Genomic DNA, 23244 nt, shown 5'->3' on the forward strand with positions numbered 1-23244 from the left:
GAAGGGAAACGCGGGGAACGTCAGGCAATTACAGGCCCATCCGGTCCAGCCACAGCTTGGCGTCGTGGATCTCCGGTTCGGTGGGCAGGTGGTCAGCGGACTCCCAGACCCTGTTGAAGCCGTCCATTCCCGCAACGTCCACCACGGCGCGGACGAACCGGGCGCCGTCGGAGTACTGGCGCATCTTGGCGTCCAGTCCAAGGAGGCTGCGGATAAACTTCTCGATCACGCCGCGGTCCTTGCCGCGGTCGTTGAACCGCTGCCGGATGGTCTTGACGGACGGGACGATGCTGGCATCCACACCATCCATCACCACGTTGGCGTGGCCCTCCAGCAGGCTCATGACGGCGGTGAGGTGCGAGATAGCAGCCTTTTCCTCCGGGTCCTGCAGCAGGTCCAGGATGGCCCCGCGGCCGGGAGTGTTTCCGGTGGCGGAGCGGTCCTTGAGCGAGCGGGCTGCGGCGGTTGCCCGCTCCATCAGCGAATCGACATTGCCCAGCAGGTGTCCGCTCAGGTCGTCGATCTGCTGCAACATGTGGTGGCGTAGCCAGGGCGCGGCGGCGAACTGCACCCGGTGGGTCTGTTCGTGCAGGCACACCCACAGGCGGAAGTCCTCGGGCGCGACGTTCAGTTCGCGTTCCACGGAGATGATGTTCGGGGCCACGAGCAGGAGCCTGCCCCCGGCGGGCGCGTTGGAGCCCTCGGCCAGCGCGGCGAAGGGATCGTACTGGCCAAGGACCTTGCTGGACAGGAACGCCAGGACGGCGCCCAGCTGGCTGCCGGTGATGGCGCCGCTGACGCTGGCAGCTGCCGGGCTGAGGGAGCCGCGGCGGTTTTCCAGCATCTTTTCCATGGCGGGCTTCAGCATCACGGCGAAGCTCTGGGTGTTGGCCTTGGCCCACGAGGCACGGTCCACCACCAGCACGTTGGAGTCGCGGAGGTCCCTGGCAGCTTCCAGCCCGCTGATTTCGTGGACGTGCTCCACCGAGGCGTCCGCGAGCCGGCGCAGGCTGTCCACTGCCTCGCCGATAGCGGCATGGCCCAAATCAGGCCCGGCAGGAGCCAGCCGTGCCGCGGTGGACGCGGCAAGGTCCCAGTTGATCAGGGCCTGGGCCGGATTGGACAACGTTTGTGCTGACGACTCACCTGCAGTGGACTCCATAAGTCCCATCAGAACACAGCAGGCCGGGGATCGTCCTTAAGTTCGCTCACCGGCGAACCACGGCGGCGGCAACCACGCAGCTAGCGGCAGCCGCAGGCGGCGAGGGCTGTTGCGGCCCGGTCCAGGGCCACCCTGTTGCCCGCGGCACCCGGGGTGAGACCGTTTCCGATGAAGGAGAACACCAGGAGCCGCCCGTCCGCATCCACCACGTAACCGCTCAGCGCCAGCACCGTGTTCAAGGTTCCGGTCTTGGCGCGCACCAGCCCGGCGCCGCCCGCCGTCGATTCCTCCCCGTATCTCGCGTCCAGGGTGCCTGTCAGGCCGGCAACGGGAAAACCGTCCAGTGCCTCGCGGAGCCTGCTGTCCGTGCCGGACGTGATGGCGCGGACCACCTCAGCGAACTGGCGGGCCGAGACCTGGTTGCCCATGGCCAGCCCGCAGACATCCACAAGTTGCATGGAGTCCGAGGGGATTCCGGCCTCGGCAAGCTGCGCGCGGACGGCCGCCGTGGCGCCGTCGTTGCTGCCCGGCTGGCCGGCCGCGACAGCAGCCATCCGGCCCAAAGCCTCGGCCAGGTAGTTGTCGGAGACCTGCAGCATCAGGTCAACCTGCTCCGCGACGGTGGCCGACTGCACTTCCGCCAGGACCGGCGGGGTGGCAGTGTCACCTGCGGGCGCGGGTGCACGTTCGACGGCGGCGGCCACGGTCAGTCCCGCCGCGGCACCCGCCTCACGCAGCCGGGCGGCGAATTCCTCCGCTGCCGTGATGGCGGAATCCGGCGGGCGCGGCCCCGTAGTGACGGCAGGATCGAAGCGTGCCGAATGCAGCGCCAGCGGGTACAGCGGGGCCACCTCACCGGCAGCCACATCCCCGGCCTGCCACGCCGGATTAAGGACGGGGCCGGTGAAGAGGGAATCGTCCACCAGAACCTTGATCTCCCCCGCTGTTCCGGCAGCCTGCAGCGCCGCAGCTGTCTGGGCCGCCAGCGTGGCCAGGCCGCCGTGGCCCATCACCTTTTCACCGGCCGATTCACCGGCGCCGAGCAGGACGTCGCCGCCGCCCTTCAGGACCACCTGCCCGGCTATGGGGCCGGCGGTCACGGTGGTGCTGAACCGGCGGTCCGGGCCCAATGAGCGCAACGCGGCGACCGCGGTCAGCAGTTTCAGGTTCGACGCCGGCACGCGGCTTTCGGAGCCGCCCCGGTCAAAGAGAACCTGGCCGGTCACCGCATCCTGGACCAGCCCCGTGAAAGTACCGCCGCCGTCGGTCTTCAACACCGGGTCCAGCCGGGTGGTGACCGCCTCCGGGGACGGAATGTCCGCGGAGGCATCCAACGGGGCAAGCCCCTCAGGGGCTGACAGTGTGGCCGGAACCTGCTGCCATTCGGGAGCCGGCGGTGCGGGGGCAGGGGGCTCGGGTTCGAGGAAACCGGGGGCCACCAGCAGGGCCGCCGGGACGGCGAGGGCAACCAGGATCGCGGTGAGCAGGACCGCCGGCCAGGAGCTTTTCACGGCTGCCAGCCAGCTGTCCGCAGCCCGCCGGACGCGGTCCATCCACGCGTCCGTGACGGTTGTTTTGGTCATGCTGGTGCCGGTCCTCAAGTCCTGAAATATCCCCACAAGTTCCTGATTCCAGGGCCTCTCGCGATATCCTCAATAGTAGTCGGCGGCACGGACACTCCTTTTTGTGGGCCCGTCAGATGTGCCGCGCACCCCCTGCAATTGCCGAGGAGCATTCCATGAAGCATGACGTGACCATCGAGATCCCCAAGGGATCACGCGTCAAGTACGAAGTTGACCACGAGACCGGCCGCGTCCGCCTGGACCGCGTCCTCTTCACCTCCATGCAGTACCCCACGCACTACGGGTACTTCGAAAACACCCTCGGCGAAGACGGCGACCCCTTGGATGCACTGGTGCTCCTGCAGGACTTCGACCTGCACCCGGGCGTCATCGTGGAGTCCCGTCCCATCGGCGTCTTCAACATGACGGACGACGGCGGCGGAGACGCCAAGATCCTCTGCGTCCCGGTTGACGCCCGCTTCGACCACATCCAGGAAGTCAGCGACGTCAACGACTTCCTGATCAAGGAAATCGAGCACTTCTTCACCCGCTACAAGGACCTGGAGCCGGGCAAGTGGGTCAAGGCCGAGGGCTGGGGCGACCGCGCCGCCGCCGAAGCCGAACTGGAAGCCTCCATCAAGCGTTACGTGCCCACCGGCCACTAGTTTCCACCGTCTCCCTCATCGCTTCGCTCGGTCAGGGAACCCTGACGGCGTGGGCCCAGCCATCGACGCGGGGTCACTCCGCGCCCAATCCGCCGCCGGATTTGGGCCGGAAGTGACTCCGCGTTGTTGCTTAAGGGTTGTGGTTTAAGGTGGGTTCGGTGAACTCCGCACCTGTTTTCAGCCCGCCCTGCGGACCCGTCACCGGGTGGCGGGACGGGGATGTCCTCCGCGCCACCGGCATTCCCTATGCCACGGCCGCCCGGTTCCAGCCGCCCGTCCCGGTGCCGGACTGGAGCCAGCCTTTTGCTGCCACCTCGCCCGCACCGGCCTGCCCGCAGGGGCCAGTCCCGTTCCTCGATGACGTCCTGGGCACCCGGTACGGCGAGCTCCCCGGCAGCGAGGACTGCCAGAACCTGTCCATCACCTTGCCTGCGGACGTGTCCCCGGATGAACGGCTGCCCGTCATGGTGTGGATCCACGGCGGGTCCTACACCACCGGGTCCGGCGACCTCGCCATCTTCGATCCCGCAGTCCTGGTGGCCGAGAACCGGGTGGTGGTGGTTTCGGTAACCTACCGGCTGGGACTGTTCGGGTTCCTGGCCACGCGCACGGGCCGCCCGGGGAACCTGGGACTGCTGGACCAGCTCGAGGCGTTCCGCTGGGTCCGGCGCAACATCGCAGCGTTTGGCGGTGACCCCGGCCGGGTCACCGCATTCGGGCAGTCCGCCGGCGGCGACGCCATCGCCCACCTGATGGCCACCCCGGAAGCGCCGAAGCTCTTCCAGCGTGCCATCATCCAGAGCGCACCGCTGGGCATTGCACGCGGCCGGGCCAAAATGAACCATGCCATGGGGATCGCCGCGGAGGCCGTCACCGGGGAAACTCCGGCCATGGACGTAGTGGAACGGGAGAACCACGTGGCCCAGGTGGCCCGCAGGTTCGGGATGCTGGCTGCCATGCCGTTCGGGACCCAGTACGGGCATGAACCGCTGCCGGAGGAAGCCGGAATCGAGGAGGCCTGGAACCGCTCAGCTCCCGGGATCGAGGTGCTGATCGGGCACACGTCCGAGGAAGCCAGGCTGTTCCTGCCCCGCAGCCCGCACCTCAGCAGGCTCGGCACGGTGCCGGTGGTGGGTGATGCGGCGCTGCGGGCCATCAACTGGGTTGTCACAGAGACCGTCTACGGCTGGGCTGCGCGGAAGTTCGCCCGCCGGCACACCCGGGCGGGCGGGAATGCGCACCGCTACATCCTGCACTGGCACGCCCCCGGCAACATCTTCGGCGCCGCCCACACCATTGATCTCCCGCTGCTGTTCGGCAACCGGAGCACGTGGGACGGGGTGGGGCTGATCGCCGGCGCCGGCTGGGAGGACGTAAACGCTGTGGGCCGGCAGCTGCGGGCGCTCTGGGCGGGCTTTGCCCGGGGTGAAGACCTTGGTTCGGAGGGCGGGATTCCGGGCGCACTCACCTACAGGTCGGAGCACCGGCCACCCCACCCGCGTCAGCGGCCCCGTGTGCTGGCAGCCGTGCTGCGGATGGTTTCCACCAGGATGTCCTGGCGCTGGAAGTAGGCGTTGTGGCCGGCGTCCTGGACGACCACGAGGCGCGCGCCCGGCACCGTAGCGGCAACATGCTCTGCCCCGCGGCGGATGCGCGGCCTTTCCTCATCCCCGATCAGCAGCGCCAGCGGGCTGGAGATGGATTCCAGTCCCCGCTGGAACGAGTCCACGTCCTGCGGGTCGGCGCTGAGGAACTCGCCCTGGCTCTGTTCCAGGCTCCGCGGGTGGCGTGCCGCTTCAATGGCGGCACCGGTGGACCGGACCCGGATGTAGCGGGCGTAGTCCAGCGGGTTTTCCGCGATCCACCGCTCCGTGAAGGAATTTCCAACACCCAGCCAGATCCGTTCGTCTGCATCAAGTGAGCTGAAGACCTCGAACTTCTCCGGCTCGCCAGGCTGTCCCGGAGGCGGCACCACCAGCGGCCAGCCCATGCCGCACACCACCAGGGCAGCGGCACCGCCAGGGTTGCGGACGGCCCAGCGAAGCGTGGTCATGCCGCCCATGGATTGCCCCACAATAACCGGGTTCTCCAGGCCGAGGGAGCCCAGAAAGTGTTCAAGCTCTGCGGCCCGGTCAACCAGCGGGCCCTGCCGCGGGGAGTTCGAGGACCAGCCATGGTCGTAGGTGTCGTAGGACAGGACCCGGAAGTCCTGCTCGACTTCGGCGATGATCGGCTCCCAGCAGGCCGCCGCCGAGGCGTGGCCATGCAGGAGCACCACCGGCTGGCCCTTGCCTGAGTCCGTGTAGTGGATGTCGTTGCCGAGTACATCAAGCCATGGCATGGAAATGATCCTTTCGGGGCCGGTCAGCCGGGTGGCGCACCACCCACCAGCCTTTCAGAAGCGGGACAGGGCGTCATCCGGCGTCCACTGCGGTAGCGGGGTTCCCGGAGGTAGAGTCTGGTCACGTGAAAACGCTCGGAGTGGATCTGGCAGCCGCCACGAAGAAGACCGCGGCGGCGGTCATCGAATGGCTCCCGGGTTCTGCACGGCTGGTGCACCTGTCCCTGGACGTGGACGACCGGGAGATCGTGGAGCTGTTCGGCGCCACGGACATGACCGGCGTCGACTGTCCGGTGGGCTGGCCGGACGCACTCATTCCGTTCCTTACCGGACACCTCGCCCTCAACCCGGCGCCGGTTCTGGAGCATGACGGGATAGCGGGCCGGCGGCTGTTGGCGTACCGCGACACCGACCGGTTCGTGACGGGGCAAACAGGCCTCATCCCGCTGAGCGTTTCGGCAGACCGGCTGGCGCATCCGGCCATGCGGTGCGCGGTGATTCAGGCAAAAATCGCCGCGCTGCACGGGCCCCAGGCGAGGGATGGCTCCGGCCGCCTGGCAGAGGTCTACCCGGCCGCATCGTTGAAAATCTGGGGGCTCAACGGGCGCGGCTACAAGGGCCGCGCCGAGACAGAACGCCTGAGCCTGCTGCTTGACAGCCTCACGGCGCAGGCGCCGTGGCTGGACCTGGCCGGGTACGGGAACAAACTGGCCGGATCGGACGACCTGTTTGACGCCGTCGTCGCTTCCCTTACCGCCCGCGCGGTGGCCCGCCGGCTGACCCTGGTGCCGGACCGGGCCCACGCGGCCGCCGCCCGCACGGAGGGCTGGATCCACCTGCCCTCCGCGGGACTCGACACATTGGTGGGCTAGGACCGCGCTGCTCCGCTAGGAAAGCTGCCAGTTCCGGATCTCCTCCGGGTCCTCGCCGTCCGTCCGGGTGTGTTCAAAGGCCCGCATGCGGCGGTCCTGGAGGTCCTGCCGCAGGAGCGAGTGCTTCTCGGCCAGCCCCGGCACGCGGTCGATGGCGTCGATGGCCAGCTGGAAGCGGTCAAGGCCGTTCAGCATGGCCATGTCGAAGGGCGTGGTGGTGGTGCCCTCTTCCTTGTAGCCGCGCACGTGCAGGCCTTCCTGGTTGCTGCGCCGGTAGGCCAGCCGGTGGATCAGGGCGGGATAGCCGTGGTAGGCGAAGATGATCGGCTTGTCCCTTGTGAAGATCCCGTCAAAGTCGCGGGCCGGGAGTCCGTGCGGGTGCTCGCTCTCGTCCTGCAGCCTCATCAGGTCCACCACGTTGACCACGCGGACTTTCAGCCCCGGCGCACCTTCCCGCAGGAGTTCCGCGGCGGCCACGGTCTCCACGGTGGGCACGTCGCCGGCGCAGGCCAGCACGACGTCGGGCTCCTCGCCGGGCACCTCGGACCCGGCGAAGGTCCAGATCCCCAGCCCCCGCCGGCAGTGGTTCGCGGCGTCCGCCGGCCCCAGCCAGGTGGGTGAAGGCTGCTTCCCGCTAACCACGATGTTGACGTAGTCCGTGGACTCCAGGCAGTGCTCCATCACGGACAGCAGCGTGTTGGCGTCCGGCGGGAGGTACACCCGGATGACCTCCGCCTTCTTGTTCACGGCATGGTCGATGAACCCGGGATCCTGGTGTGAGAACCCGTTGTGGTCCTGCTGCCACACATGCGAGGACAGCAGGTAGTTCAGCGAAGCCACGGGCTGGCGCCACGGCAAGGTGCGGTGCACCTTCAGCCACTTGGCGTGCTGGTTGAACATGGAATCGACAATGTGGATGAAGGCCTCATAGCAGCTGAAGACGCCGTGCCGGCCGGTGAGGAGGTAGCCTTCCAGCCAGCCCTGGCACAGGTGCTCGCTCAGCACCTCCATGACCCTGCCGGACCGCCCAAGGTGCTCGTCGACGTCGTCAATCCGGTACTGCCACACCTTGTCCGTGACCTCGTAGACGTTCTGCAGCCGGTTGGACGCCGTCTCGTCCGGGCCGAAAAGCCGGAACGTTTCCTTGTTCAGCGAGATGACGTCCCGCATCCAGGAGCCCAGGGTGATCATGGGGCTGACCCGTTCGGTCCCCGGCTGCGCAACCTCGACGGCGTGGTCCCGGTAGGCGGGCAGCTTCAGGGCGCGCCGGAGCACGCCGCCGTTCGCGTGCGGCGTGGCGCTCATCCGGAAGTCCCCCGTAGGGGCACCCTCGGCGACGTCGGGCCGGAGCCGGCCGTCGCCGTCGAACAGATCTTCCGGCCGGTAGGACTGCAGCCACTCCTCAAGCTGGCCCAGGTGCCCACTGTTGGTGCGGACCTCGGAGAGCGGGACCTGGTGGCTGCGCCACGTGCCCTCCACCTGCAGCCCGTCCACGTAGCGCGGCCCGGTCCATCCCTTCGGCGAGCGCAGGACGATCATGGGCCAGCGCGGCGCGCCGTCTTCCCCTGCGTCCGGATCGGCCGAGGGGGACCGGTGCACGTCCTGGATGGCACGGATGTCCGCGAGGCACCGGTCCAGCGCCTCCGCGAAGTCCCGGTGCGCCTTTTCCGTGGCGGCCGGATCGTCCACCGTGACGAAGTACGGCTCGTGGCCGTAGCCCCGCAGCAGCTGTTCCAGCTGCTGTTCGGGCATCCGCGCCAGGACCGTGGGGTTGGCAATTTTGTAGCCATTGAGGTGCAGGATGGGCAGTACGGCGCCGTCGGCCGCGGGGTCCAGGAAGTTGTGCGAGTGCCAGCTGGCGGCCAACGGTCCGGTCTCCGCCTCGCCGTCGCCAATGACGACGGCGGTGACCAGCTGGGGATTGTCGAACACCGATCCGTAGGCGTGCGCCAGGGAGTACCCGAGTTCGCCGCCCTCGCTGATGGAGCCGGGGCTTTCCGGGGCGGCATGGCTGGGGATTCCGCCGGGGTAGGAGAACTGGCGAAAGAGCTCGGCCAGGCCCGCTTCGTCGTTGCCCACGTGGGCATAGATCTCCGAGTAGGTGCCTTCCAGCCAGGCATTGGCGACGACGGCGGGGCCGCCATGGCCGGGACCCGCCACGAAGAGCATCTCGGTGGAGTCGCGGCGGATGACGCGGTTCAGGTGGGCGTAGACGAAGTTCAGCCCCGGGGTGGTCCCCCAGTGGCCCAGCAGGCGGGACTTGGTGTGCTCAGCCTTGAGAGGTTCGCGCAGCAGGGGGTTGGCCCGGAGGTAGATCTGGCCCACCGAAAGGTAGTTGGCTGCCCGCCACCAGCGGTCGACGAGTTCGAGTTCTTCCTGCCCCATGCTGCCGGCCATAACCATCCTCACGTCGGGTGCGCCGCCCGTCAGCGGCCGTCCCTTCATCGCAACAGATGGACCGGGCTGAGGCAACCTCTGCCCATGCTTTGCTGCCACCATCTCCTATTTGACCAGCCGTAATACAGAGATTCCCTGATTCCTGCTTCCGGGTAGTGTGTACCCAGAATGTTCACGCTGACAATCAATCAAACGGACGTCCGGCGCGATGGGGACCGGGTACCGCAGTTGCTCAAGGACCTGCGGCACATCCCCGCGCGCCTGGACTTCGACCGCTCGGTGGAGGATGAAGTCCAGGGCATTGTTGACTCTCCGAACCAGGCGGTGGATGCCGCATTGATCGCGCTGCGCAGCGGTTCCTGGTATGTGGGGATCGGCGTTGGCCCTGTCAGCGAGCCGCTTCCCAACCAGATCAAGGATGCCTCCGGCCACGGCCTGGTCTATGCCCGGCGTGCTGTGGACCGGCTGCGCAGCAGCAAGGAGCGGGTTCCGGTGGCCGTGGAAGGGCCGCTGGCGGATATTGCCCATGACGCCGAGGCCGTGCTGCGGCTCCTGGGGCATATTGTCCACGACCGGTCCGAGGCGGAGTGGCGCGTCCTGGACCTGCTGACGCCCGGCGTGCGCGGGCAGCAGAAAGCCGTGGCGCAGGAACTGGGCATCACCACCCAGGCCGTCAGCAAAGCGGTGGCGCGGGCGCAGTGGAACGAGGAACACGCCGCCCGTCCCGCGGCAGCCAGGCTGCTGGGCTTGATCCTCGAGGTGCGCTAAGGCGTTACCCCGGTGCCTTGCAGTGTCCTGCGGAGGATCATGGGGATGACGCCGCCAACGACCAGCAGTTCACATTCGAGCCGGGTTTCCACGGCCGCGGCGGCTGTGAAGGCTTCTTCAGTCCCGTCCGCGCGGACAATTGTGGCCGGGATGCCCGCGCGGGGGCTGATCCGTTCTTCGGCGGCGTCCAGCATGATCCGGTCGCCGGGTTTCAGGCTGAAGAGCGCGTCCCGCATCGCCGCCGGCATCACGAGCGGGAGGATGCCCATGCCGATGAGGTTGGAGCGGTGGATCCGTTCAAAGCCGGCGGCGATGACTGCGCGGACCCCGAGCAGCCGCTGGGCCTTGGCCGCCCAGTCCCGCGAGGATCCCATGCCGTAGCGCTCGCCGGCCACCAGGACCAAGGATTCGCCCTCGGCCCGGTAGCGCTGCGCCGCGTCCCAGATGGGCATGCTGTCCCCGGAGGGCGCGTGGATGGTCTGGCCTACCGGAGCTTCCGGGTGCAGGAGGTTCCTGACGGACTTATTGTGGAAGGCGCCGCGGACCATGACTTCCCAGTTGCCGCGGCGGGAGGCGAAAACGTTCAGGTCGGCCCTGTCCTCGCCCCGGTCCACGAGGAAGTCCGCCACGCCGCTGGCGGGCGGGATGGCACTTGCCGGCGAGATGTGGTCCGTGGTGATGTCATCGCCCAGGACCAGCAGCGGGTGGGCCGTGTACTGCCCCAGGAGGCTTCCCTCGGAAAGCGCCGCGAAGGGCGGCCGGCGCAGGATGGTGGACATTTCCTCCCAGGGGTAGCGGGCGCCGTCGGGAGCCTCGACCCGCTGCCACTGCGGATCCTGGCTTGCGGCCAGGAAGTCCCGGCGGAAATCGCCGGGATGGTTGGCCATCACCACCAGGGCATCGATGTCTTCGCGGGCGGGCCACACGTCGCTCAGGTAAACGGGTGACCCGTCTGCCGCATGCTGCACGGGTTCGGTGCTGAGGTCGCGCTTCGCATCGCCGGCCAGGGCGAACGCCACCACCAGCGGCGGGGACATGATGAAGCCGAGTTCCACGTCGGGATGCACCCGGCCGGGGAAATTGCGGTTTCCGGACAGGATGGCCACCGGCTCACTGGTGCCCTCTTTCCGGGCTGTGGTGACGGCAGGGGTGAGCGGTCCTGGATTGCCGATGCAGGTGGTGCAGCCAAAGCCCACGATGTCGAAGCCCACGGACGCAAGGTCATCGACGAGACCGGCACGCCTTAAGTACGTGGCGGCCGCAGGGGACCCCGGAGCCAGGGATGTCTTGACCCAGTCCGGGACTGCCAGGCCCCTTTGGCGGGCATTGCGTGCCAGCAGCCCGGCGGCAATCAGCAGGCGCGGATCCGAGGTATTGGTGCAGCTGGTGATCGCGGCAAGGGCTACCGGGAAGTCCGGAAGCGGCCCGGCGCCCGGGCTGGCGGGCCCGCTCTCCTGCTGCAAGGCTTTGCGGATACCGCCGACGGGCAGGAGGTCCTGGGGCCGCCGCGGCCCGGCAGCGTGCATGTCAATGGTGGAGAGATCGATATCGACTACCCGCGTGTACACCGGGGCGGCCTGCGGATCGAACCAGATGCCTGCCTGCCGGGCGTACGCCTCAACCAGCCGGATGTGCTCTGCCGGACGGCCGGTGCCCCTGAGGTAGTCCAGGGTCATGTCGTCGATGGGGAAGTAGCCTGTGGTGGCGCCATACTCGGGTGCCATGTTCGCGACGACGGCCCGCTCCCCCGCCGTCAGGGTGGAGACGCCGGGCCCGAAGAATTCGACGAACTCGCCCGTAACACCGACTTCACGGAGACGGTGGGTGATGGTCAAGGCGAGATCGGTGGCCAGGGTGCCGGTCCTCAGCTCCCCGGTGAGCCGGACTCCGACGACGTCCGGGATGCGCAGGGTGGCGGGCATGCCGAACATAACGGTCTGCGCTTCCAGCCCGCCGACGCCCCAGCCCAGGACGCCCAGGCCGTTGATCATGGGGGTGTGGCTGTCGGTGCCCACCATCATGTCCGGAACCGCCCACCGGACGCCGTCTTTCTCAATCGTGGTCACCACGGTGGCCAGCTGCTCGAGGTTGATGGTGTGCATGATCCCGGTACCCGGCGGGTTGATGTGCACATCATTCATCGCCTTCGATGCCCATTTGAGGAACTGGTAGCGTTCCCGGTTCCGGCGGATCTCGTGCCTGAGGTTGCGGGCTGCCGCATCGGGGCGCCCATACTCTTCCACAGCCAGCGAATGGTCGATCGAGACGTCCACCCGCAGCAGCGGATTCAGGGCCATCGGGTCCTGCCCGTGCTCGGCCAAGGTATCCCGCATGGCGGCGATGTCCACCAGCGCCGGGGTGCTGGTGGTGTCATGCATCAGTACGCGGATGGGCAGGAAGTCGATCTCGGCGGTACTGCTTCCGGTGTCCAGCCAGCGGCGGAGGGCGCCCACTGCTTCCGCACGCTCGTCGCCGCGCATGTTCCGCTGGACGTTTTCAGCAAGCAGCCGCAGGACGACGGGCAACCTGCCGTAGTCCGGGCCGAAAGCGCCTTCAGTGTCGGTCATCCGGAGCACCTCGCCGTTCACGCGCACTTGGGTGAAGGGGCCGGAGTTCTGGGCTGACGTCACGGGTAGACTATAGCTTATAACCTAGCCCGCCTGAGGAGTTCACCCTTGCCTGTCCCGCCACCGATACTCACCAAGAACGCCTACGCCTACGAGGAACTGCGGCGCCGCATCCTCACGGGGGAAATTGAGGAGGGCTCCGTGTTGAGCCAGTCGAGGCTGGCCCAGGAAATAGGCGTGAGCACCACCCCTTTGCGGGAAGCCCTCCGCCGCCTGGCGGCCGAGGGACTGGTGGAACTGAAGTCACATTCAGACGCGCGGGTGGCCGCCCTGACCGCCGATGAAGCCAGGGACCTCTACCTCATCCGCGAAAACCTGGACCCCCTGGCGGCGGGCCTCGCCGCGGAGAGCCGGACGCCGTCGGACATTGACGATATCCAAGCCGCACTGGCGCAAGTGGTCCCGCTCCGGGATGCATCCGATCTTGCGGCGATGAGGGCCCACCGCGATTTTCACCGCGCCATCTACACCGCGTCCCACAACCCGCTGCTGACAGGCATCCTTGAGGGTCTGTGGGACAAGGCAGACCGCTACCGGCAGGTGGGCCTGAGGGGTCAGGAGGAGTCAGAAAAGGACCGGCTCCGGGTCCAGGAAGAGCATCAGCAGATTGCCGAAGCCGTCATTTCCGGCGACGCCGCCCGCGCCCGGGACATCATGCACCGGCACATCGTGGGCAGCTTGGGCCGGCGGGCAATCGCCGTGTTGAGTAAGGACTGACCCCGCCGGATCAGCGGCGGGGTCTGATCAACCCTGCGTCCGGCTCAGCCCTGGGTGGCAGCCAGAACAGGTTCGCCGTTGAAGTATTCGAGCTGCCAGCCTTCGATGGCGTGGTGGTGCGCCAGGTTAAGGACCGCGTTGTCCACACTCGTCAGCGTTCGGCCAATGGCGCGGCTCAGGCTCACGCGGAGCAGGGTGCCGTGCGTAACCACCAGGAGCCGCTGGCCGCGGAACTCCTCGGCCAGGGCCTCGAGCGCACCGAGTCCCCGCTCGGCTGCCTCGTCCTCGCTCTCGGCGCCCTGGAACCCGCCGGGGACGCGCAGCGCGTCCAGTTCGGGTCCGGCCTGCATTCCCTCTGCCGGCCCGAAGCTGCGCTCGGTGAGTTCCGGAACGCGGCGCACCACCTCCAGCCCGAGCCCTTCGGCAATCAGGTCTGCGGTTTCGGCCGCCCGGCTCAACGGCGAGGAGACGATCGCGTCCCATTCGTACGGGGCAAGGACGGCGACGGCGTCACGCGCCTGGCCGCGGCCGACGTCGTTCAGCGGGATATCAGTTGATCCCTGCAGCCGGCGCTCGGCATTCCAGTCGGTCTGGCCGTGGCGGACGAGGGCGAACGTCGTAAGGGTCATGCCTTCTATTCTGCCTTGACTGCAACGGGGCTCTGGCACCGGAGTATGCCGCGATGTCCGCGCCGGCGCATCAGCTAAGGGCCAGGACCAGGTAAAGCACGGCCAGGACAAGCGCGACGGGCGTCATGACCAGGCGCTCCGGCTTGCTCCTGGAGATGGCGTTCATGACGACGCCGAGCGCGAAGTACCCGGTCAGCACCCAGATGATGACGGCTGCGGCGGACTCGCCGCCCAGCGGCGGCACCGTACCGGCCCTGCCCAGCGCCGCGTATGCGAAAAGCGCATAGAGGACGATGGAAACGGCGCTGCCGATCCGCAACCTGGCCGGCAGCACGTCATGTTGCCCTCCCCAGGCAAGCCTGCCAAGCGGGGCACCGGCAATAAGGGCGGCCTGGAAGACGGCCAGGCCGGCCAAAACCACGCAGGCAGCAAGCGCTGCCAGCTGGACCCAGGCCATGCGGACCCTGGTCCTGCGCTACAGCAGGCTGCGCAGCACGTGGGCGGCGCCGTCGTCGAACACGGAGTGGGTGACCTCGTCCGCGGCGGCGATGACTTCCTCCGGAGCCTGGCCCATGGCCACTCCCCGCCCCGCCCATCCGAGCATCTCGATGTCGTTGCGGCCGTCGCCGATGGCCACCGTCCGGTCGGGGTCGATGCCCAGCTGGAGGCGGAGGTTTTCCAGCGCACTGGCCTTGGTGACGCCGGCTGCAGCGATGTCCAGCCAGGCGGTCCAGCCCACAGAGTACGTGACGCCGGCGAGGCCCACATGCTCAATCGCCTCGTTGAACTCCTCGGGGGTGTTTTCGGTGCTGAACACCACCACGCGGACGGCCGTGGCCTCAAGCATGGTGTGGAAGTCGACGCCCACGGCCTCGACCCCGAAGCTCGGGTCCTGGAAGCGCTCGGTGGAGAGGAAGTTGCCATCCTCATCCTCCAGCGCGTACTTGGCGGCGGGCAGCCTCTCTCGAAGGGCCCGGAGCGCGGGGGCAGGATCAAAGGTGGCCTTGTGCATGACCTCGTAGCCATTGTCCAGTTCGGGGTGGAGCCGCAGGGTCACGCCGCCGTTGCAGCACACTGCGTAGCCGCGCTCGATCCCGATGTTCTCGATGACGGGAAGCGTGGCGTTGAGCGATCGGCCGGTGGCGATCATGACCTCATGTCCTGCGGCCACCACAGCCTGTGCGGCTTCCCGCACGCCCGGTGACATGTGGCCGTCGTGGTCTACGAGCGTGCCGTCGACGTCCAGGGCGACCATCAGCTTCAGGCCATTGTTGTCGTTGTCGTTCTCTCGCCGGTCATCGTTGCCGGCGACTGAGGTTTCAGTCAGCGTTGTCATTCACATAGTGAACCAGACGTCCCTGAAGGACGCTAGGACGCGCGCCACAGAGTTATTGAACCGAAAGTGAACATCCCGTGCCGGCGGTTCCGTTTTCCCGGCCCACGCTGAGCGCGCCGCGCGTCTGGTCCTAAGCTTGTTCGCGGAACCGAGCCTTCACGGTCCGGATCCGCGGACTAGCTTCTGACATGTGGGCGCAAGCCAACCGCGAGAAGCTTGCGCCTCAGCCGTTCCGGGTTTTCCACATCCGCCCAACCCCACCGCACGAAGCCGAGGCCGAGCCCCCGGATCCGGTCCTCACGAAGCTTTTCACGGTACACAGCCTCTTCCGCCGACGTGTCACCACGGACGGCCGCGTCAAGGTACTTCGCCTTCCCATCGAATTCACCCCCAACGCGCTGTTGCGGCCACCAGCAGTCCGCCCTGCCGATAAAGCCGTCCCGGTCATGGAAAACGTGCTGGAGCACAGGTTGATCAAAACCCAGGAGCTCAAAGGCGGCACGGCTGTAGGACTCCCCGACTGATTCCGCCAAGGGACTGGCCAGGGCAGCCACCCGAGCCGCCCTGCGCTGTGCGGAGGCATGGGGGTGGGCTGAAATGCCGTCCACGATCTCGCTTACTGCCAACAAGTCGGAGTCGGCGGATAGCATGCCTTGCCGGTGCAGTCGTGCAGCCAGTCCGTCTGCTACGACCAAAGCCTCACTGAGTTTCCCGGTGACCATGAGGTCGAGGGTCGTCTGGACGGGGCTGGTGCACCGGAACTCACCATGGACCTCGGGCTTTATGCCGGGCTTCAGGCAGTATCGCAAGGGATACGAGCGTTTTGCCCGGACCTGCCGGGCTGCGTCGTCCTCGCCCAAAACCATGAGGGGAGACCGCCTTACTCCGCTCCGGCCGGATAGCGTGGTTGCCAGCTCCACGCATGGAGGTGTCCTCAACGTGGGCAATCCGATGACCACGGCTGCGGTTTCCCCGCATAAAACAGCGTCCTTGACAGACCTGGCCACTGCCGCCGTCGACCAGGCAAAACGCTCAGACGGCCGGGCCCGTAGCCAGTCCATGGTGCGGACGTAGAAACCGCGGCGAATCCGGACCAGCCTTCCCGCCCGGAATTCGCGGTGAATAGCGTCGGTGGACCCGTGGGTCCTCACGATGGCGGCGGAATCGATGAGCCCGGGCAGAATCTCCATGCCCCAAGGCTGGCTGGAAGGGACTGCGGAGTCAGCATGGGCCGGCGCCTATGTGGACAAAGCGGGCGCGGGAAGCTGCCCGGACCCCTCCCCCGTCCGGTCCTAAGCTTGTTCGCGAATCCGAGCCTTCAAGGTCCGGATTCGCGAACAAGCTTAGGAGAGCCGGCCAAAAGAGGCGCGGCGGGAAACTACAGGACCGGGAGGACCTCGAGGCCGCCCAGGTACTTCTGCAGGGCCTTGGGCACGTTCACGGAGCCGTCGGCGTTCTGGTGGTGCTCAAGGAGCGCCACGATCCAGCGGGTGGTGGCAAGGGTGCCGTTCAGCGTGGCCACTGCCCGGGTGCCCTTGGCGACGCCCTCCGAGTTCACCACACGCTCACGGATATTCAGGCGCCGGGCCTGGAACGTGGTGCAGTTCGACGTGGACGTCAGCTCGCGGTACGCGCCCTGGGTGGGAACCCATGCCTCGCAGTCGTACTTCCGGGCGGCGGAGGTGCCGAGGTCGCCGGCGGCGGTGTCGATCACGCGGTACGGCAGCTCGCACTTCGCCAACATTTCCTCTTCCCAGGCCAGCAGGCGCTGGTGCTCGGCGGCGGCCTCTTCAACGGTGGTGTAGATGAACATCTCCACCTTGTTGAACTGGTGCACACGGATGATGCCGCGGGTGTCCTTGCCGTGCGAGCCGGCTTCGCGGCGATAGCAGGAGCTCTGGCCGGCGTACCGGATGGGACCCTTGGAGAAGTCGAGGATTTCGTCGGCGTGGTACCCGGCAAGTGCCACCTCGGAGGTGCCCACCAGGTAAAGGTCGTCTTCGGCGAGACGGTAGATTTCGGCGTCGTGCTTTACATCGAAGCCGGTGCCCTGCATCGTCTCCGGACGCACCAGGGTGGGGGTGATCATCGGGATAAAGCCGGCCTCGATGGCCTGGTCCATCGCCATCTGCAACAGGGCCATCTCCAGCCGGGCCCCCACGCCGCGGAGGAAGTAGAAGCGGGCGCCGGACACCTTGGCACCGCGCTCCATGTCGATGGCGCCGATCAGCTCGCCGATTTCCAGGTGGTCCTTCGGCTCAAAGTCGGGGAACTCACGCGGCGTGCCCACGGTCTTGACCACTACATAGTCGTCCTCGCCGCCCTCGGGAACACCGTCCTCGATGAGGTTCGGGATGGTGCGCAGCAGCTCTTCCTGCTTGGTCTGCGCAGCGTCGGCTTCGGCGGACGCCGCCTTGACCGAGTTGGCCAGCTCCTTGACCTCGGCGAGCAGTGCCTGCTTCTCCTCACCCTTGGCCTGCGCCACCTTTTTGCCGAAAGCGTTCTGCTCGGCCCGGAGGTTTTCGAAGCGGATCAGCGCTGCCCGGCGGGCGGAATCCGCGGAAATGATCGCGTCCACCACTGATTCGTCCGCGCCGCGGGCGCGCTGGCTGGCACGGAACTTGTCCGGGTTTTCGCTGAGGTCTTTTACGTCGATCACCCCATAAGGGTATCCAATACCTCGCACGACGACGGGCGGGCCCCGGGCGTGCCGGATCGGCATCCGCCGCCGGGCTACTGTTGAAGCACCATGAGCGACCTGATTCTCTACCTGCTGATTGCGGTGGCGCTTGCCTTCGCCATCTCCAGCTGGTGGGGCGTGCGCAAGCTCAAGGCCCTGCATATCCGCAGCGCGGTGGGCGGGGACGCGCACGAGTCGGGACTCAGCCAGCAGCGCGTCGCCGTGATCCTGAACCCCATCAAGACGCGCTCCGGTGAGGCGAGGGCAGACATCCAGCGCGCCTGCGTCACGGCGGGCTGGGATGAGCCCGTCTTTTTTGAAACCACTGCGGAGGACCCCGGCTTCGGCCAGGTGCAGGCCGCGCTGGCGCACAAGCCCGACGTCGTCCTGGTGGGCGGCGGCGACGGTACCGTGCGGGTGGTGGCCGAGTCCCTTGCCCACACGGGAGTGGCCATGGGCCTGATTCCGCTGGGGACCGGCAACCTGCTGGCGCGGAACGTGGACCTGGACGTCAACGACCTGCACGCCAACGTCCAGACGGCGCTCTTCGGCCGGCAGCGTTTTATCGATACCGCCCGGATGGCGATCGAGAACTCCCGCACCGGACATTCCTCGGAGCATGTTTTCCTGGTCATCGCCGGCATCGGCATGGACGCCGAGGTGCTGGCAGATACAAACGCCGGCCTGAAAAAAGCCGTGGGCTGGCTCGCCTACACCGAGGCCGGTATGCGGCACCTTCCCGGCCGGCGGAAGAAGATCTCCATCTCGCTGGACGGCAGCCCCGAGCAGGCCCGGAACATCCGCAGCGTCCTTTTCGCCAACTGCGGCCTGGTGCCCGGCGGCATCGACTTCATCCCGCAGGCCATGATCGACGACGGCATGCTGGACGTGGTGGTGATGAGCCCGCGCAGCGCCCTGGGCTGGCTGCTGATGTACGTCAAGATCCTGTTCAAGCACAGCGGCAAGCTGCCCATCATGACTGTGTACCGGTCCGGCAGGATCGTCATCAAATGCCCTGAACCGATGCCCACACAGCTCGACGGCGACACATCAGGCGAGGCCACCCGGCTGACAGTCCAGGTGGATCCACGGTCGTTGCTCGTGCGGGTGAGAAGTCAGGTTTAGGACGGGCTGCAACTGTTCGATAAGGGGCGGCTGGCAGGGCACGGAACCTGTCAGGCGTGGGCTTCCTTCGCAGCCTGGGCTGCGGCCTTGGCGGCAGCGCGGGCTTCGGACTGCTCACGGATCATTGCCTGTTCCTCTTCGAAGCGCAGGCGGTCAGCACGGTCTGCGTCGTCGCCGTCCCAGTCCTGGTTGTCGGCAGTGGGCCGGGGGTTGACGATCATCCCCTGGCCATCGTTGTCTGTGCTGCTGGTAGTCATGACCCGCTCCCTTCGTTAGGGGCCATCCCCCATGTGGATCAAGTAAGCATACGCACTTGTCCACAGCCCCGGAAGTACCCGCGACGGCATTTACCTACGCTGTGGGCGAAGCGGCGGAAACGTTTTCTGCCGGTGAAGACCCGGGCTGCAGGATGGACGCCACCCACGACTTTGCCGCCGTGAACGCCTCATCCGATGTGTGGGACTCCACCGCTGTTTCCTGCATGTCCGCCCGGGGATATGAGCCAAGGAAGCGTGTGTTGGGGCTGATCCGGTGAAGGCCGGCCAAGGCATCCGCCACGCGCGCATCGCCCGCATGGCCATCGGCGTCGATACTGAAAAAGTAGTGGCCGAGGTACTGCCCGGTGGGGCGTGATTCGATCCGGCTCAGGTTCACGCCGCGGCTGGCGAACTGGTCGAGGATTTCCATGAGGGCGCCCGGCCGGTCCTCCGGGAGCGGAACCACCACGGTGGTCTTGTCCGCGCCTGTCCGCTCCGGCAGCCTGCCCGGACGGCTTACCAGGATGAAGCGCGTCACCGCGCCCGGGTTGTCGCCGATGTTCTCCGCGAGAACGGAGAGACCGGGCTGCTCCCGGGCCACGAGCGGCGCGCAGATGGCGGCGTCGTAGTGGCAGTCCTCACCCAGCAGGCCCATGGCCGACGCGGCGGTGGAGGATCCTGGAACGTATTCCGCAGCGGGAATATTCTTGTCCATCCACAGCCGGCATTGTGCCCAAGCATGCCCGTGGGTTGACACCCTCCGCACGTCTGCCAACTCCACGCCGGGTGGGGCCGCCAGGACGAAGCTGATGGGAACCAGGACCTCACGGATGATCCGCAGTTCCTGCCCGTTGGCGATCGCGTCGAGAGTGGCGGTGACGCCGCCCTCCACGGAGTTCTCGATGGGGACCATTGCCGCGTCAGCCGCACCGTCCCGGACCAGGTCCAGGGCCGCGTTGACGTTCGACGCCGGGATGCGGGTGGCCTGGGCAGCGTCCGGTACCTGCATCAGGGCGGCTTCGGTAAAGGTTCCCTCGGGGCCCAGGAAGGCGTAAGTGACGGCGGAGCCGGGCATCAGAGGACGATCGGCTTGAGACCGTTGTCCGAGACCAGCGGCTTGCCGAGCTCCAGCCACTGGTCCATGCCGCCGGCCACGTTGATCGCGGTGTATCCCTGGCCGTTGAGCCACTGCGCGACGCGGAAGGAGCGGCCCCCGGTGCGGCAGATGATGTAGAGGTCCTCGTCCGGATCAAGTTCGTCCAGGCGCGCCGGGATCTGGTCCATCGGAATGTGGACGGCATCTTCGGCGTGCCCGGCCACCCATTCGTAGTCCTCCCGGACGTCCACAATTACGGCGTCGGAAGGGATGTCCTGGACGGGAACGGTATCGAAATCACTCATGGGAAGTCCTGTCGTGGCGGATCGGATGCACCGTTAAGCCTAGTGCTTCCACCGCGGGCGGGTCCGGCAGCCAGGCAAGTTAGGCTTCTAGGAAACCCTGAGGAGGACGCGTGCCCGCAGAGCAGCCCACCATCCTGGCCACCTCGGGCGGCCTCAAGCCAGGCGCCCGGACGCGGCTGGAGTTTGACCTGCTCCTGCATCACGCCGTGGAGCTATCCGGCGTCAGCGGGCGCGCCCCAAGAGTGACCCACCTCGGCACAGCCGGCGGCGACCAGCGCGCGTTCAACGCGGAGCTGGATGAGGCAGCGCGCCTCGCTGGGATCCAGTTCAGCCACCTGAACCTGTTCACCATGCCCAACCACCCGGACCCGGCAGCGCATCTCCTGGAGCAGGACGTGGTCTGGGTCAGTGGCGGTTCGGTGGTCAACCTCCTGGCGGTGTGGCGCGCCCACGGGCTGGATAGCATCCTGCGCACCGCGTGGCAGGAGGGAGTGGTCCTGGCCGGAGTGTCCGCAGGCTCCATCTGCTGGTTCCAGGGCGGCACCACTGATTCTTTCGGTCCGGAACTGCGTGCCGTGGGCAATGGCCTGGGGCTGCTGCCGTACGCCAACGGTGTGCACTACGATTCGGAAGCGCGCCGGCGGCCCCTGGTCCATCGGCTCGTTGCGGACGGAACCCTCGGGGAAACGCATTGCACGGACGACGGCGTGGGGCTGGTTTACCGCGGCACGTCACTTGTGGAGGCCGTGTCCGAGGTCCGGGGCAAGGGCGCGTACAGGGTCACCCGCGGAGAAGGCGGCGACGTGCTGGAGGAGATGGTGGAGCCGCGGTACCTTGGCTGAGCTTCACGAGCTGTCGGCCGTCGCGCTGAGGGACGCCCTGCGTTCAGGGGAAGTCTCTGCAAAGGACGCCGCCGCCCACTTCCTGGCAAGGGTGGAGCAGCACAATCCGCTGCTGGGCGCATTTGTCACCGTCACAGCGGAACACGCCATGCGGCCGGCTCTGGCGGCAGATGCCCGGCGTTCCCAGACACCCGCTAACGCACTGCCCGTCCTGCACGGCATGCCGCTGGCCTTCAAGGACCTCACGGATGTGGCCGGGGTGGTGACCACCCACGGCAGCGCTGCCCTGGACCACAAGCCGGCGCCCGCGGACGCCCCGCTGGTGGCGCACCTGAAGGAGGCTGGTGGGATCTCCCTGGGAAAGACCCAGGTTCCCGAATTCGGCCTGACGGCCTACAGCGAAAACCGCATCGCACCGCCGTCGCGCAATCCCCATGCCTTGAGCCGGAGCTCCGGCGGCTCCTCGGGCGGGAGTGCGGCAGCGGTGGCGGCCAACCTGCTTCCCTTCGCCCCGGGCACCGACGGCGGCGGTTCAGTCCGGATTCCCGCGGCCGCGTGCGGACTGGTCGGGTTGAAGTCGGGCCGGGGCCTGGTGCCTGCCGGGGAAAGCCAGGGCGACCCCGCCAGGCTGGTGGTGGCGGGCCCGCTGGCCCGGAGCGCCGCCGACGCCGCGCTCATGATGGATGCCCTGGTCCCGGGCGCCGCGTTTTTGGATGCGCTGGCGCAGGAGCCCCCGCGGCTGCGGATCGGCGTCACGCTGGACAGCCCATGGTCCGGAACGTTCCCGTTCACCGCGGAGCCGGAAGCGCTGGAGGCGCTTGAGGCCGGCGAGAAGCTGCTGGAGCACGCAGGGCACAGCGTCACCGAGGCAAGCATCCGCTACGACAACCGGTACCCGGACGCCTTCACCACGGCCTGGACCGCCGGCGTGGGCGCCGCCAGGATCAGCCCCCAGCGGGAAGCGCTGCTGGCCCCGCTGACCCGCACCTTCCGCCGTCGCGCCCAGCATCGCAGCCCGGCCAAACTGGCCGAAGCGCTCGCGTTCCTGCGGCAGTTCCAGCAGGACACCGTGACGCAATATGCACAGTGGGACCTGATCCTGATGCCTGCACTGGCACAGACCCCACGCCCGGTGGGCTGGTTCACCGGGACGGCACACGGCGATGAACGCTGGCCTGCAACGCAGTGGCCGGGGGATGCCGACGGCGACTACCGGAAACAGTGCGAATACGCGCCGTGGTCATCCATGGTCAACGTCTGCGGCCTTCCCGCGATCACCGTTCCGGTGCACTGGACAGGCAATGCGGCGGGCAGCGGACTCCCCATGGGGATCCAGCTGGTGGGACCGATGGGCTCGGAGGCCCTCCTGCTGCGGGTGGCCCACCAGCTGGGATTCTAGCGGGACGGTAGTTGACCTGCGCCTAACGCCCCTTTAACCCTCCCGTAACCTGGCGGGAGCAGACTCTTATCAGCGCCTTTCCGCATCCTCCACCTGGCCAAAGCTCAACGAGGAGTTGCCCATTATGAACGCTGAATTCCCGAGTGCTGCCACTGGACAAGCCGGCGTGGGTGAAGAATTCCGACCGGACCTGAGCAATGCCACGGTCCGGGAAGACCTGGCAAAAACCGGCCGCTGCGCAATGGTGCACCTTCCCACCGGCAGGACCTGCCTCCGTCCCCTCCGCCACCTTGGCCCGTGCGATTTCCACGGGCCCGAAGAGGCCGAGACGGTCGCCGCCACGGCCCAATAACCGTGGCCCGGGGGGCCCGGCAGCGCAGCAGCCTCGCAGCCTCGCAGCCTGGACAGCAAGGGTGGTAGTGCCGGATTGCCTGCAGGGTGTCGACTCTTGGGCACATCGGGAG

At 67.5% G+C, this 23244-nt stretch carries 22 protein-coding genes; 9 read left to right on the top strand and 13 right to left on the bottom strand.

What is annotated here, in order from left to right; translation table 11 throughout:
- Positions 1 to 28 precede the first annotated feature (28 nt).
- On the bottom strand, positions 29 to 1162 hold the full coding sequence (locus DXK94_RS09080; RefSeq protein ID WP_115524709.1) for a zinc-dependent metalloprotease: 1134 nt from the start codon (positions 1160 to 1162) through the stop codon (positions 29 to 31).
- Positions 1163 to 1242: 80 nt separating this feature from the next.
- A complete protein-coding gene (dacB, locus tag DXK94_RS09085; RefSeq protein ID WP_115524766.1) occupies positions 1243 to 2745 on the bottom strand; it encodes a D-alanyl-D-alanine carboxypeptidase/D-alanyl-D-alanine-endopeptidase in 1503 nt (500 codons plus the stop codon).
- Between the two features lie 155 nt (positions 2746 to 2900).
- Here dacB and DXK94_RS09090 point away from each other — a divergent pair, with 155 nt between their 5' ends.
- Complete coding sequence (locus DXK94_RS09090; RefSeq protein ID WP_079596875.1) at positions 2901 to 3389, top strand: inorganic diphosphatase; 489 nt, start codon at positions 2901 to 2903, stop codon at positions 3387 to 3389.
- Between the two features lie 158 nt (positions 3390 to 3547).
- The gene (locus tag DXK94_RS09095) at positions 3548 to 4960 is read left to right on the top strand and encodes a carboxylesterase family protein (protein ID WP_115524710.1); all 1413 of its coding nucleotides are present in this window, start codon (positions 3548 to 3550) and stop codon (positions 4958 to 4960) included.
- On the opposite strand, the gene DXK94_RS09100 is transcribed toward DXK94_RS09095, so the two are convergent.
- Complete coding sequence (locus DXK94_RS09100; RefSeq protein ID WP_115524711.1) at positions 4891 to 5730, bottom strand: alpha/beta fold hydrolase; 840 nt, start codon at positions 5728 to 5730, stop codon at positions 4891 to 4893. The genes DXK94_RS09095 and DXK94_RS09100 overlap by 70 nt on opposite strands.
- 125 nt (positions 5731 to 5855) lie before the next feature.
- Between DXK94_RS09100 and DXK94_RS09105 the strand changes: the two genes are divergently transcribed.
- Positions 5856 to 6602 (top strand): DUF429 domain-containing protein, encoded by a 747-nt coding sequence (locus DXK94_RS09105; RefSeq protein ID WP_115524712.1) that lies wholly within the window; start codon positions 5856 to 5858, stop codon positions 6600 to 6602.
- A 15-nt stretch (positions 6603 to 6617) separates the two neighbouring features.
- Here DXK94_RS09105 and DXK94_RS09110 read toward each other — a convergent pair whose 3' ends face one another.
- Positions 6618 to 8999, bottom strand: coding sequence for a phosphoketolase (locus tag DXK94_RS09110; protein ID WP_115524713.1), 2382 nt, complete (start codon positions 8997 to 8999; stop codon positions 6618 to 6620).
- A 168-nt stretch (positions 9000 to 9167) separates the two neighbouring features.
- Here DXK94_RS09110 and DXK94_RS09115 point away from each other — a divergent pair, with 168 nt between their 5' ends.
- On the top strand, positions 9168 to 9767 hold the full coding sequence (locus DXK94_RS09115) for a hypothetical protein (protein ID WP_115524714.1): 600 nt from the start codon (positions 9168 to 9170) through the stop codon (positions 9765 to 9767).
- Here DXK94_RS09115 and acnA read toward each other — a convergent pair.
- A complete protein-coding gene (gene acnA / locus DXK94_RS09120) occupies positions 9764 to 12397 on the bottom strand; it encodes an aconitate hydratase AcnA (RefSeq protein WP_258868496.1) in 2634 nt (877 codons plus the stop codon). The genes DXK94_RS09115 and acnA overlap by 4 nt on opposite strands.
- 45 nt (positions 12398 to 12442) lie before the next feature.
- Between acnA and DXK94_RS09125 the strand changes: the two genes are divergently transcribed.
- Positions 12443 to 13111: a GntR family transcriptional regulator gene (locus DXK94_RS09125; RefSeq protein WP_115524715.1), complete on the top strand. Its 669-nt coding sequence runs from the start codon at positions 12443 to 12445 to the stop codon at positions 13109 to 13111.
- A gap of 44 nt (positions 13112 to 13155) precedes the next feature.
- Here the strand turns inward: DXK94_RS09125 and DXK94_RS09130 are convergent, their stop codons facing one another.
- The 5 genes from DXK94_RS09130 to serS form a co-directional block, all read right to left on the bottom strand.
- Positions 13156 to 13740, bottom strand: a complete 585-nt coding sequence (locus DXK94_RS09130) for a histidine phosphatase family protein (RefSeq protein ID WP_115524716.1) — start codon at positions 13738 to 13740, stop codon at positions 13156 to 13158.
- 70 nt (positions 13741 to 13810) lie between these two features.
- Positions 13811 to 14197 carry a hypothetical protein gene (locus DXK94_RS09135; RefSeq protein ID WP_115524717.1) on the bottom strand — a complete coding sequence of 129 codons (387 nt, stop codon included), beginning with the start codon at positions 14195 to 14197 and terminating at the stop codon, positions 13811 to 13813.
- Positions 14198 to 14215: 18 nt separating this feature from the next.
- Positions 14216 to 15076, bottom strand: a complete 861-nt coding sequence (locus tag DXK94_RS09140; protein ID WP_115524718.1) for an HAD family hydrolase — start codon at positions 15074 to 15076, stop codon at positions 14216 to 14218.
- A 176-nt stretch (positions 15077 to 15252) separates the two neighbouring features.
- Positions 15253 to 16266: a hypothetical protein gene (locus tag DXK94_RS09145; RefSeq protein WP_115524719.1), complete on the bottom strand. Its 1014-nt coding sequence runs from the start codon at positions 16264 to 16266 to the stop codon at positions 15253 to 15255.
- Positions 16267 to 16454: 188 nt separating this feature from the next.
- The gene (gene serS, locus DXK94_RS09150; RefSeq protein WP_115524720.1) at positions 16455 to 17735 is read right to left on the bottom strand and encodes a serine--tRNA ligase; all 1281 of its coding nucleotides are present in this window, start codon (positions 17733 to 17735) and stop codon (positions 16455 to 16457) included.
- Between the two features lie 90 nt (positions 17736 to 17825).
- On the opposite strand from serS, the gene DXK94_RS09155 reads away from it, so the two are divergent.
- The gene (locus DXK94_RS09155) at positions 17826 to 18881 is read left to right on the top strand and encodes a diacylglycerol kinase family protein (RefSeq protein WP_079596885.1); all 1056 of its coding nucleotides are present in this window, start codon (positions 17826 to 17828) and stop codon (positions 18879 to 18881) included.
- A 50-nt stretch (positions 18882 to 18931) separates the two neighbouring features.
- Here DXK94_RS09155 and DXK94_RS09160 read toward each other — a convergent pair whose 3' ends face one another.
- From DXK94_RS09160 to DXK94_RS09170, 3 genes are all read right to left on the bottom strand, one after another.
- Positions 18932 to 19138, bottom strand: a complete 207-nt coding sequence (locus tag DXK94_RS09160) for a hypothetical protein (RefSeq protein WP_079596886.1) — start codon at positions 19136 to 19138, stop codon at positions 18932 to 18934.
- Positions 19139 to 19232: 94 nt separating this feature from the next.
- Positions 19233 to 20213 carry a prephenate dehydratase gene (gene pheA / locus DXK94_RS09165; RefSeq protein WP_115524721.1) on the bottom strand — a complete coding sequence of 327 codons (981 nt, stop codon included), beginning with the start codon at positions 20211 to 20213 and terminating at the stop codon, positions 19233 to 19235.
- On the bottom strand, positions 20213 to 20539 hold the full coding sequence (locus DXK94_RS09170) for a rhodanese-like domain-containing protein (RefSeq protein WP_115524722.1): 327 nt from the start codon (positions 20537 to 20539) through the stop codon (positions 20213 to 20215). The genes pheA and DXK94_RS09170 overlap by 1 nt, the downstream gene beginning before the upstream one ends.
- A gap of 110 nt (positions 20540 to 20649) precedes the next feature.
- Here DXK94_RS09170 and DXK94_RS09175 point away from each other — a divergent pair, with 110 nt between their 5' ends.
- From DXK94_RS09175 to DXK94_RS09185, 3 genes are all read left to right on the top strand, one after another.
- Positions 20650 to 21381, top strand: a complete 732-nt coding sequence (locus tag DXK94_RS09175; RefSeq protein WP_115524723.1) for a peptidase E — start codon at positions 20650 to 20652, stop codon at positions 21379 to 21381.
- Positions 21374 to 22780 carry an amidase gene (locus DXK94_RS09180; RefSeq protein WP_115524724.1) on the top strand — a complete coding sequence of 469 codons (1407 nt, stop codon included), beginning with the start codon at positions 21374 to 21376 and terminating at the stop codon, positions 22778 to 22780. Before DXK94_RS09175 ends, DXK94_RS09180 begins: the two co-directional genes overlap by 8 nt.
- Before the next feature lie 124 nt (positions 22781 to 22904).
- Positions 22905 to 23132: a hypothetical protein gene (locus tag DXK94_RS09185; protein WP_079596891.1), complete on the top strand. Its 228-nt coding sequence runs from the start codon at positions 22905 to 22907 to the stop codon at positions 23130 to 23132.
- The last annotated feature ends 112 nt before the right edge of the window (positions 23133 to 23244 follow it).

The sequence above is a fragment of the Arthrobacter sp. RT-1 genome (genome assembly GCF_003367205.1).
Lineage (GTDB): Bacteria > Actinomycetota > Actinomycetes > Actinomycetales > Micrococcaceae > Arthrobacter.